Origin of the sequence: Nostoc sp. (assembly GCF_036916655.1) — a bacterium.
Classification (GTDB): Bacteria; Cyanobacteriota; Cyanobacteriia; order Cyanobacteriales; family Nostocaceae; genus Nostoc.
The window spans coordinates 41764-54187 of sequence record NZ_JBALFY010000030.1 but is presented as its reverse complement, the minus strand read 5'-3'; the positions used below and the strand labels follow the sequence as shown (position 1 = coordinate 54187).

The window sequence follows — 12424 nt, the reverse complement described above, 5'->3', positions numbered from 1 at the left end:
CCTCTCTCCCTGTGGGGGAGAGGAATGGAAGCGGGGGTTTCAAGAATCAGTTACACATCAAAACCCAATTTATGCAGGTATTCACGAGGATTTATGACACAAACAGCCCAGCTTAGTCCATCATCTGTCTTTGTCGTGAGCGGCGGTGCAAAAGGGATTACGGCTGAGTGTACTATCAGATTAGCCCAGCACCAACCCTGTAAATTCATCCTTCTCGGTCGCTCTGAACTATTAGAAACCGAGCCAGATTATGCTCAAAATTCTGATGACTCCGCATTGAAAAAATGCATCATGGAAAATCTTCTTTCCCAAGGAGAGAAGCCCACACCCATGAATGTGCAAAAGATATATAACAAAATTACCTCCAGCCGCGAAATTAAAAAGACTCTAGCAGCAATTGAAAAAACCGGAGCTAAAGCAGAATATATCAGCGTCGATGTCACAGATACGCCAGCTTTGCAAGAAAAACTTGCCACTGCTGTGCAACACCTCGGCCCAATTACCGGAATCATCCACGGGGCGGGAAACTTAGCTGATAAGTTAATTGAAAAGAAAACAGAACAGGATTTTGAAAAAGTTTACACCGCCAAAGTGCAAGGATTAGAAAATCTCCTTACTTGCGTTAATCCTAATCAACTTCAGCATTTAGTTTTGTTTTCTTCTGTAACAGGTTTTCATGGAAATATTGGGCAGTCTGATTATGCGATCGCAAATGAAATTCTGAACAAATCAGCCCATATATTTAAACAAAATTATCCCTCATGTCATGTAGTCGCGATCAACTGGGGCGCTTGGGATAGTGGGATGGTGACAGCAGAATTAAAGAAAGTGTTCCAAGAGCGAAACATCGAAATAATTCCCGTTGCAGTTGGGGCACAAATGCTCGTGAAAGAAATGGATAATTCCAATCACGCAACCGCACAAGTTGTTATTGGTAGTCCACTAATTCCACAAGCTACAGAGTTAGATTCAGAACTACGAACCTATCGTATCCGTCGCCAAATGACATTGGAGGCTAATCCATTTTTACACGATCATACTATTGCTGGTTATCCAGTTTTACCAGCAACTTGTGCAATGACATGGATGATCAATACCTGCGAACAACTTTATCCAGGTTACAAATTGTTCCATCACCAAAATTTTAAAATTTTGAAGGGGATTACTTTCAATGAATCCTTAGCAAAGGAACACATTTTAGAAATAGAAGAAATTTCCAAGGTTAGCTTTGAAAACATCGAAATTAAAGCAACAATCTTGAGTAAAAACCCCGAAGGAAAAACTCATTATCATTTTAGCGCTCAACTCAATCTCCAGCAAAAAATCCCCATTGCCCGCCCTTATGAATCAATTAATCTTGAAGAAGATAACATCATCACCACTAAAGGAAAAGCTTTTTATCAAAATGGAGGGGCTACATTATTTCATGGCCCTGCTTTTCAGCAAGTTACAAAAGTCTTAAACATCAGCCCGGAAAAAATCACTACAGAATGTCTTTGGCAAGAAATTAGCGACAAACAACAAGGACAATTTCCAGTGCAATGGATCAATCCTTATACGATTGACTTGAGTATGCACGCGTTATGGATTTGGACACAGCACTTTCATCAAGAAGCTTGTTTACCTGGTAGGGTAGAAAAATATGAACAGTTTGTAGCTACACCACATAACAAACCTTTTTATGTTTCGTGTGAAGTAAAAGCGAAAACAGCCACTAGTGTAATTGCTGATTTTATCATCCATGACCGTCAAGGACAAATATATTCGCGGATGCTCGGTGCCCACGCGATTATTTGGTCGATGAAATTACTCAGAAGCTAATAATTTTTCAGAAATTGTCATTTCTACTTTGCATTTTGGTGTGAGCTTTTTTTTCACCACTCAACAGCTAAATTGCCTCTTTTAAAGTTTGGGGAACAGCGTAAATCCTGCCTGTTTATTATCTCTTGCCTAATACCCAAACATCGAGGATGTCAGTAGTGGAAAAAATCGCCATTATCGGATTGTCATGTCTATTTCCAGATGCTAAAAACCCTGAAGAATTTTGGCAGAATATTGTTACTGAAAAAGATTCAAGATCGTCTGCGACTGTCGAAGAAATCGGAGTAGATGCAACAATTTTTCACCATCCAGTTAAAGGCACACCAGATAAAACCTATTCTCTCAAAGGCGGATACATCCGTAACTTTCAGTTTGACCCTGGTGAATACAATCTACCATCAGAAATTGTTGGTGATTTAGATAATACCTTTAAATGGTCGTTGTATGCTGCTAAACAAGCAATTGTGCATAGTGGTTATTGGGGTAATCAAACTGTTCTCTCAAAATGTGGTGTAATTTTAGGTAATCTTTCGCTGCCGACGAAATTATCTAATCAATTATTCTCTCCAATTTACCAGCAAGCTATTACCCCTGCTGTCAGGGAACTTTTGCAGGATGAAGACTTTGATTTAGCTACTCTCCCAACTGCAACTAAAGCATCTTTGTACAATGCCCTGATATCTGGCTTACCAGCATCTATTATTGCTCAAGCTCTATCTTTATCCCAGATTAATTTATGTCTGGATGCTGCTTGTGCGTCATCATTTTATGCTATTAAATTAGCATCTCATTACTTATGGTCACATAAAGCTGATGTGATGTTAGCTGGAGCCATCAGTTGTGCAGATTCCCTCTTCGTGCGGATGTTATTTTCCGGTGTTCAAGGGTATCCAGAAAACGGTATCAGCCTTCCCTTAGATAAATCCTCTAGAGGGTTAATTCCCGCCGATGGTGTTGGGATGGTGATGCTAAAAAGATATTCTGATGCCGTTAGAGATGGCGATAATATTCTCGCTACTATCTGCGGTAATGGACTCTCGAATGATGGCAAAGGTAAGCATTTACTGAGTCCGAATCCTAAAGGGCAAGTTTTAGCTTTTGAACGAGCCTATAATGAAGCAAAGTTTAGTCCCAAAAGCATCGATTATCTAGAGTGTCACGCCACTGGCACATTGTTAGGAGATACAACCGAATTTAACTCCATAGAAACATTCTTTGGTCAAAATCAAGCTGTGCCTCTGGTGGGTTCTGCCAAAGCAAATACTGGTCACTTGCTAACTGCTGCTGGCATGGTTGGCTTGACTAAAGTGATTTTGAGTATGTCTCATGGTGTAATTCCAGCAACCATGAATGTTTCTGACCCTTTAACATCAGAAAAAGGTACAATTACTGCCGATAAAATTGTTAGAAAAGCTACAGCATGGCCGAATAATAACACATCAATTAAACGGGCAGCTATTAGCGCTTTTGGATTTGGCGGCACTAATTCTCATCTGATTTTAGAACAAGGAAATACAACAGAATCAGTTGAATCAACTCCACCTATTCCACCTACCAAAGTTGCTATTGTCGGCATGGATGCCTTTTTTGGTAACTGCAATGGATTAGATGCTTTTGAACGCAGTATTTATGATGGCACACAACATTTTACTTCCCTACCGCCTCAAAGATGGCATGGTATAGAAAATCAAGAAAGTATCCTGAAGGAGTACGGTTTAACAGATGGAAAAGCGCCAGTTGGGGCATATATCAAAGATTTTGAAATCGATACTTTATCGTGTAAAATCCCACCGAATGAAATCGAAAAGCTAAACCCACAACAATTGTTGCTTCTGAAAGTTAGCGATCGCGCCGTGAAAGATGCGAAACTACAGGAAGGTGGCAATGTAGCGGTTATAGTCGCCGCCGAGACAGAATTCTCTGTGCATCAGTTACAACAAAGATGGAATCTCTCTTGGCAAGTTAAGGATGGCTTACTCAACCAAGGAATTTCTCTACCTGATGAACAGCTTTCCCAACTAGAAACCATTGTCAAAGATAGCATTCACCAACCAGTAGAAATCGGCGAATATGTGAGTCACATCGCCAACATCATGGCGAGTCGGATTTCTGCTTTATGGAATTTCACTGGCCCTGCATTCACCGTCAGCGCTGGCGAAAATTCCGCCCTCAGAGCGTTAGAAGTTGCCCAAATGCTACTCGCTACTGGAGAAGTAGATGCAGTGGTTGTTGGTGCGGTAGATTTAGCCGGTGGTGTGGAAAATGTCTTATTCCGCAGCCAATTTGCCCCAATTAATACGGGTGTAAATACCTTGGGTTATGACCAACAAGCTAACGGCTGGACAGTTGGCGAAGGTGCGGGTGCTGTCGTCCTCAAGCGCTACGAAGCTGCTAAAGAAGATAATGAACGCATCTATGCAGTAATTGATGCCATGAGTTTCGCACAAGGTAATTCTACTTTGAATGACGCTTTGGTAAAACCTGATGCTTCAGCTATCAGCAATGTCTGCAAACAAGCTTTCGAGATGGCGGAGATTCAACCCACAGAGGTTAACTATGTGGAAGTCTTTGGTAGTGGCATTCCCCAGGAGGATGAAGCCGAAATCACAGGTTTACTGCAAGCTTATCCGAAAGTGGGCAATGGTCTGCACTGTGCATTGGGCAGCGTCAAAGCCAATATCGGACACACCTATACAGCATCGGGAATTGCTAGCTTAATCAAAACTGCTCTCTGTCTTTATTACAGGTATATTCCTGCCACACCCAAATGGTCTGGTGTCAAAACACCGCAAGTATGGGAAGGCAGCCCTTTCTATGTGGCAATGGAATCAAGACCTTGGTTTGTCGATAAAGGCAGCACACGCAGAATAGCAGCAATTAATAGCATGGCTATAGATGGCAGCTACGCCCATTTAATCTTATCGGAGGAACCCAGCCAAGAGGAGCGCGACAACAGATATTTGCAACAAATGCCTTTTCATTTGTTTCCTATCGCAGTTAGCGATCGCACCACCATCTCCGATCTTCTCAACAATCTCCAAAATACCATAGAAGCGAGTTCTTCTTTATCAGTTACCGCCAGCGAAACATTCGCTACTTTTCAACAGCATTCTAATCCAAAATACGTCTTATCAATTACAGGACGTAACACAAAAGATTTACTCAAAGAAATTGAATCTGCCCGCAAAGGCATAAATAATGCCTTTGAAAACGGCACAGATTGGCAAACACCACTAGGTAGTTATTTCACAGCGAAACCATTGGGTAAAACTGGAGCGGTTGCTTACGTTTACCCCGCAGCAGTCAATTCTTATATTGGCATTGGTCGCAGCGTCTTCCGCTTATTTCCGAAAGTTTTTGAGGACTTAAAAAGTAACAACCTCTACAATCGGGCTGCCGATGTTGAAAAGCTGGTTTATCCCAGAAGCTTACCTAAATTGACAACCAGACAATTAGAAACTCTCGAAAAGCAATTGTTAGATGATTCACTAGCAATGTTTGAAAGTGAAATCGCCTTTGCTAGATACATGACGGCAATTTTCCGAGATGATTTTCAAGTCAAGCCGCAATCTGTATTTGGGTATAGCTTGGGTGAAACTAGTATGATGGTTGCCCAAGGGGTTTGGAGTAATTTTGAGGGCGGAAGTAACACCTTAAACTCATCACCTCTATTTGGCGATAAATTATCTGGGCCAAAAAATGCTGTGCGGGAATATTGGGGATTAACCGATTCCTCAAACAACAATCTTTGGAATACTTATGTTCTCATGGCTACTCCATCGCAAGTTAGAGAATGCCTGAAACAAGAGAATCGCGTCTACTTAACTCAAATCAACACACCAGAAGAAGTATTAATTGCTGGTGACGATGCCGCCTGTAAGCGAGTGATTGCAACTCTAGGCTGCAATGCTTTCCCCGCACCCTTCGACCATGTGATACATTGTGAAGCGATGCGATCGCAGTACGAGGAAATCAAGAAGGTAAACACCTTACCATCTCAAAATCTTCCTGGTATTGTGTTCTATTCAGCCGCCGATTATCAACCAATTGCACTTGATAGCGATACCATTGCCCACAACATCGCCAAAGGATTGTGCCAAGAACTTGATTTTCCGCAATTAGTTAATCGTGTCTACGGTGATGGAGTCAAAATATTTCTAGAAGCGGGTGCAGGTAATGTCTGTTCGCGATGGATTGACAAAATTCTCGGCAACCAAGAACATATCACCGTCTCTCTAAATCGTAGAGGAATGGATGACCATGCTGCAATGGTCAAAGCATTAGCAAAACTACTCAGTCATCAGGTAAACGTAGATTTATCACCGTTGTACAGTAAAGCTCAAGGAACTGCTAATCAAAATAAAGCAACATTGAGAACAGTTACCTTGGGTGGAAAAGCAATTGCTGCTACAATTTTGAGCGAAGAAAATCGCCAGATTGTTAAAGATTTTGTTGGGGATCTTAGGAGTGAACGTTTCAAAATACAGCATCCAGATATACCTAACATCCAGCAATCTGAAATCACAGATTATCTTAACACTTCCAACCAAATAACCCAAGAAGAAAGTCATTCCCCTAACATCTTGCCTCAGCCAGAAGAAGTAAAACAGAAAAATATCATTGATAACGTTTTTGAACCGAGAGAACAATTACAATCTTCTGAGTCAAGCGCAATTGGGCAGCAAACTTCTCTTTTTTCGCCACCTGTCATCACTAAAAAAATTAGTAGCATCATCAGCATGTTCGATTTAAATAAGACCCAGTATCAAAAGCTCAATGCGAATAATTCAAAGATAACTAAAGCACACACTGCCTTCTTACAAGCTAGACAAGATTACAGTCAACAAATGAGCGAAATCATTCAATTGCAACTAGCTTGCGCCCAAAACTTGCTTAACGACGAATCTTGACATAAGTCTACATACTTCAACCGTCAATAACCTTGGGTAAGGGGAATGATGAACTAAGAAAAGGAAAATATTTCTTCCCCATTCCCCACTCCCCACTCCCCTTTTTTAATAATTGTAATCCGAGGGATAACTGCCGTGACAACCGTAGATACGGTACTAAGTAAACACGATAATGGCCTTAATTTCTCTTCCTGGTCTTATAACAAAAACCAGGTTTGGAAAGGTTCTTTAGAAACTGTATCTTTTGAAAAACAAAGCATCAAAGATAAATTGATGGTGTTAAATAAACCCTGCTACATCGTGAAAGTTGCCGGAAAAATCGGTGTCACTAATGAGGGTTATTTATCCCCTGGTGATAATGGCACAACAGCACAAGTAGAACTGCTAACCTTTGCAGCCCCAATCCGCATTCAACAATTTGGAGATCCGAATTTTCTCTCCTCTTATGGAGTGAAATATGCCTACGTTACCGGCGCAATGGCTGGTGGAATTGCTTCTGAAGAAATGGTCATTGCACTCGGAAAAGAGCAAATTTTAAGTTCCTTTGGTGCAGGTGGTTTAACTCCAGAACGTTTGGAAGCAGCCATAAATCACATTCAGCAAGCCTTACCTCAAGGGCCCTACGCATTTAATCTAATCCACAGCCCCAATGAACCTGCGAGTGAACGCCGGGCTGTGGATTTATATCTCAAATATCAAGTGAGAACAGTAGAAGCATCTGCATTTCTCGACTTGACCCCCAACATTGTTTATTACCGTGTTGCTGGATTGGGTTTGAATAACGCCAATCAAATTGAAATCAAAAATAAAATCATTGCCAAAATTTCTCGTCGAGAAGTTGCGACTAAATTTCTGCAACCAGCACCAGCGAGAATAATCAAAGAACTTCTGGAACAAGGATTAATTACTGAGTTACAAGCAACCCTTGCAGCCAAAGTTCCAATGGCTGATGATATTACCGTCGAGGCTGATTCTGGAGGACATACAGATAATCGTCCCTTGGTTTGTGTGTTACCTTCTATTATTGCCTTACGGGATGAAATTCAAGCCCAATATCATTACCAAACACCGATTAGAATCGGTGTAGCAGGTGGAATTGGCACACCACAATCAGCATTAGCAGCTTTCATGATGGGTGCTGCTTATATAATGACTGGTTCCATTAATCAATCATGCGTTGAATCTGGGGCTTGTGAACATACCAAAAAGTTATTAGCCCAAGCAGAAATGGCTGATATGATAATGGCCCCAGCAGCAGATATGTTTGAAATGGGAGTCAAATTGCAAGTTCTCAAACGGGGTACAATGTTCCCCATGCGAGCGCAGAAATTATTTGAACTCTATCGCGCTTATGATTCCATTGAAAGCATCCCCCTTGCAGAAAGAGAGAAATTAGAAAAGCAAGTTTTTCGCAAAACTATTGCTGAAGTATGGGAAGGAACTGCGGCTTATTTATCCCAAAAGAATCCTGAGAAACTTGGGAAAGCAGTCAATAATCCTAAACTGAAAATGGCATTGATTTTCCGTTGGTATCTAGGATTATCTTCTCGCTGGTCTAGTTCTGGTGAAAAAGGTAGAGAAGTCGATTATCAAATTTGGTGTGGCCCGGCAATGGGCGGTTTCAATGACTGGGTACGCGGTTCCTATCTGTCTGAACCAAATAATCGTGGTGTAGTTGATGTTGCTAATCAAATTATGACTGGTGCAGCCTTTTTGTACCGCGTCCAAAATTTGAAAATTCAAGGGCTGCAAGCTTCCGATTATTACAGTCAATATCACCCTGTTCGTTCTACATCCTTGTTGGAGATTTAAAAATGACTATAAAACAGTCTTTCACCGCAGACGATATTGAAGTATTTTTGGTATCTAATTTAGCTAAGTTGCTAGGAGTCGCAACTGATGAAATAGATGTCAAAGAACATTTAGAAAACTATGGTTTGGATTCAGCCCAAGCAATGATTCTAGTCAGTAACTTAGAAAAGTTACTTGGATTTCAACCATCTCCGTTGCTACTGTGGCATTACCCAAATATTGAAGCTCTTTCACAGCGTTTAGCTGAAGAAGTACAAGATGGTTCGCCAGTTCAAGATACCAAGGTAGTAGCCTCTAATGCCAATACTGCACCCTCTGTTCTAGATTTAGGTGCTGAGGCTGTTCTTGACCCTACTATCCATCCCGGCGCTGCATCTAATGTGCTTGTGGGTGAACCCAAGAACATCTTTTTAACTGGCGGAACAGGCTTTTTAGGAGCCTTTATCATCCGGGAATTGCTACAAGAAACCAATGCGGATATCTATTGCTTAGTGCGTGCTGCTAATGCTGAAGAAGGCAAAAGCAAACTCCAAAAAAATCTAGAGCAGTATGCAATTTGGCAGGAAGAATTTAACTCCAGAATTATTCCGATTATCGGCGATTTATCTCAGCCTTTGTTAGGTATTGGTTCAGAACAGTTTCAAATTTTAGCTGCCAATATTGATACTATTTATCATAGTGCTGCTTTATTGAATTATGTTTTCCCATATTCAGCATTGAAGGCAGCCAATGTTTTAGGCACTCAAGAAGTTTTGAGATTGGCTTGTCAAATTAAAGTCAAGCCTGTACATTACGTTTCTAGTGTCGCTGTTTTTGAATCCACTGCTTATGCTGGTAAGGTTGTTAAAGAGCAGGATGATTTCAATCATTGGGAAGGTATTTATCTTGGTTACTCACAAACAAAATGGGTAGCTGAAAAGTTAGTTAAAATTGCCCGTGACCGTGGACTTCCTGTAACTATTCACAGACCACCACTGATTTCCGGTGATAGCAAAACAGGCATTTGTAACACACATGACTTTATCAATTTGATGACCAAGGGCTGTCTACAAATGGGATATTTCCCTGATGTAGATTATATGTTGGATATGTCACCTGTTGACTATGTAAGTAAAGCCATTGTTTATCTATCACGCCAAAAAGAATCTATAGGTAAAGCTTTCAATTTACAACATCCCCAACCTGCCTCTTTGAGAATGCTAGTTGAGTGGATACGCTCTTTTGGTTATTCAGTTGAAATGATTCCTTACGAAAAATGGCAATCAGAGTTAATCAATAATGTCACTTCTGCTGACAATCCTTTATACACTCTGCGACCATTTTTACTGGAACGTTGGTCTGATGAACAACTGACTATTCCTGATTTGTATTTACAAGCTAGAAGACCTCATATTAGTTGCCAAGACACTCTTCATGCACTAGCAGGTAGTTCTATTGCTTGTCCTCCCATTGACTCTCAATTGTTTATGACTTATACCGCCTACTTGATTCAAAGTGGCTTCTTGAATCTCGCTTAGTAATTCACAACTAGCGTAGTGGAGCAGCAAGGCTAAAATGTTGCAAAAAAATTGTAGGTTGGGGAGCCACTGCGTTGCGCGGGTTCCCCGCGTTGTAGCAAGTGGCGTTGGAGGCTTTGCGTAACCCAACATTCTGAGATATGTTGGGTTGCGCTCCGCTTCACCCAACCTACATCTAATATACTATTTTAGTCTTGCCATGCCACTACAACTACAACAAAACAAGTTTATTTAGTCCAAGCTTTTTAAAACCTACTGAATAGCCAATATCTCAGATGCCAGCAACAACTCATGCATTAACAGCGGCAATATAATTGCCCTGTTTTTTTATGCTCAATCATGTAAATTTTTAGTATTCACCCCTTGACAGAAACAATTGAGGATAGAATGGTTAATGTCGGGCATAAAAGTTTGATTTTACCCCCTGGCTTTTGTGAGCGATCAAAAGCCAAATGCTAGTAATCTGAAATAACCAAACTTATTTAATGCCCAACTTCTTCGATGCATAAGTCCTAAATTTGCGTTTGGACTGCTACATCTATCCAATGCACTAAACAAGCATTTGAAAGGGTAATAACTCAAGATATTTCTTGTAGGTTGAGATATTACGCGTACTTAATTGTAGAGCGAGAATCACTGTAAATGCAACGCAGCTTCATCAAGTTGAATTCACCAATATTCTTACATGAACACAAAACATCAAAATCAGAACAGAAAAACTGCTTTTATTACTGGAGCAGCTGGTGGAATTGGCTACGAATTAGCATGTATTTTTGCTGCTCATAATTATAATCTTGTCTTAGTAGACAGAAACGGGCCAAAGCTTGTAGAAATTGCAGTTAAATTTCAAAAAGAGTTTGGAATTTTTGTCAAAACTATTGTTAAGGATTTATCTACATCAACGGCTCCAGAAGAAATTTTTACAGAGTTACAACTCGCCGATATTAATGTTGATGTGCTGGTAAATAATGCCGGATTTGGTATCTATGGATTATTTCACGAAACAGACTTAGCTGCTGAATTAGAAATGCTACAGGTAAATTTGGTCTGTCTCACCCATTTAACTAAGCTATTTGTAAAGCACATGGTCAAGCAAGGTGAAGGTAAGATATTAAACGTCTCCTCGGCTGCTGCTTTTCAACCTGGGCCTTTGATGGCGGTTTATTTTGCTACTAAAGCTTATATCTTATCGTTTTCAGAAGCGATCGCTAACGAATTAGAAGGTACAGGTGTCACTGTGACAGTTCTTTGTCCAGGCTCAACCGCATCCGCTTTTCATGAAAGAACCGGAATGGCTGACTCTAAGCTGCTCAAGGGTAAGAGGATGATGGATGCACGAACAGTAGCAGAAGTTGGTTTTCGTGCCTTAATGAAGGGGCAAACCATTGTCATTCCTGGTTTACTCAATGCAATACTTGCAAAAAGCGTCAGATTTGTACCTAGAAACTTAGTGACAAAAATTGTGCGAAATATGCAGGAGGATAAGTAAGCTGGTTGTCATTTGTCATTGGTCAATCAGTATTGCCAACACTTCAAATCCCAGCCAAAATTCTCTACCGCAATAGCAGCAACATAATTGTTAGCGGGTACTAGTTCAAATAAACTCCAGTCTTCAGTTATCTGTAACTTGGCTGGTTCTGTGGGAGTTAGCGACACTTCAACTTGTTCTAACTGGGATAGTCCGTCTCCAGTTGCTTTTAAATAAGCTTCCTTGCAAGTCCAATAACGGAAAAATATCTCTTGCTGTTGGTTGGGAGATAGCGATCGCAACATATCATATTCTCTCGGTAAAAAGAACCGTTTGGCAAGAGCTTCCAAGTCAGACATTGGGCGAATATATTCTAGGTCTACACCAATTGGGCGAGTACAATTCACCGCACACAAACCCAAATCTTGGGAGTGAGACAAGTTAAACGCCAGTCCACTATCGGCAAATTTATCTGCTAATACTGGTTTGCCACGCTGTTGATAATTAAACTGAACTTGTGACGGCTTAATATCCAAATAGCGACCTAATATAGTTCGCAGACTACCGCGACCAGCGATGAAATGCTGTCGATGCTTTGGAAAATAGAACCGTTCAGCACGAGCCATTTCGTCACTGGAAAGAGTTGCAGCTAAATTTTGTAGCTGTGATTCTGCTTGGTTAAGGTCTATGCGCCAGACATGAATTTCATCCTGTAATAGAGTTAAATCTGTTGGTGCAGGTTGCCAAATATCATTAGAACCGATCATTGGGTCAAAAAGTCAAGGGAATTGTACTCTAATAGTTTGTTTAATTACGACGATTATTATGGGTGGATTTATGAGATTTTGCACCTCATTTACCTGAAATCTGCTGTATCTCTTCACTGGTAAATAGTT

The 12424-nt window shown here is 40.7% G+C and carries 6 protein-coding genes; 5 read left to right on the top strand and 1 reads right to left on the bottom strand.

Annotated features, from left to right (window positions below):
• The first annotated feature begins 93 nt into the window (after positions 1-93).
• The 5 genes from V7L31_RS09045 (at position 94) to V7L31_RS09025 (ending at position 11549) form a co-directional block, all read left to right on the top strand.
• Positions 94-1821, top strand: coding sequence for an SDR family NAD(P)-dependent oxidoreductase (locus V7L31_RS09045; protein ID WP_334695905.1), 1728 nt, complete (start codon positions 94-96; stop codon positions 1819-1821).
• 158 nt (positions 1822-1979) lie between these two features.
• Positions 1980-6731: a PfaB family protein gene (locus V7L31_RS09040; RefSeq protein WP_334695985.1), complete on the top strand. Its 4752-nt coding sequence runs from the start codon at positions 1980-1982 to the stop codon at positions 6729-6731.
• 135 nt (positions 6732-6866) lie between these two features.
• Positions 6867-8543, top strand: a complete 1677-nt coding sequence (locus tag V7L31_RS09035; protein ID WP_334695904.1) for a PfaD family polyunsaturated fatty acid/polyketide biosynthesis protein — start codon at positions 6867-6869, stop codon at positions 8541-8543.
• Between the two features lie 2 nt (positions 8544-8545).
• Positions 8546-10060: a thioester reductase domain-containing protein gene (locus tag V7L31_RS09030; RefSeq protein WP_334695903.1), complete on the top strand. Its 1515-nt coding sequence runs from the start codon at positions 8546-8548 to the stop codon at positions 10058-10060.
• Positions 10061-10745: 685 nt separating this feature from the next.
• Complete coding sequence (locus V7L31_RS09025; protein ID WP_334695902.1) at positions 10746-11549, top strand: SDR family NAD(P)-dependent oxidoreductase; 804 nt, start codon at positions 10746-10748, stop codon at positions 11547-11549.
• A 26-nt stretch (positions 11550-11575) separates the two neighbouring features.
• Here V7L31_RS09025 and hetI read toward each other — a convergent pair whose 3' ends face one another.
• A complete protein-coding gene (hetI, locus tag V7L31_RS09020; RefSeq protein ID WP_334695901.1) occupies positions 11576-12295 on the bottom strand; it encodes a 4'-phosphopantetheinyl transferase HetI in 720 nt (239 codons plus the stop codon).
• Between the last annotated feature and the right edge of the window lie 129 nt (positions 12296-12424).

Excerpts from the sequence above, each read along its gene's own strand:
- V7L31_RS09030 (WP_334695903.1), top strand. The coding sequence starts at position 8,546 with ATGACTATAAAACAGTCTTTCACCGCAGACGATATTGAAGTATTTTTG.
- hetI (WP_334695901.1), bottom strand. The coding sequence starts at position 12,295 with ATGATCGGTTCTAATGATATTTGGCAACCTGCACCAACAGATTTAACT.
- V7L31_RS09045 (WP_334695905.1), top strand. The coding sequence starts at position 94 with ATGACACAAACAGCCCAGCTTAGTCCATCATCTGTCTTTGTCGTGAGC.
- V7L31_RS09025 (WP_334695902.1), top strand. The coding sequence starts at position 10,746 with ATGAACACAAAACATCAAAATCAGAACAGAAAAACTGCTTTTATTACT.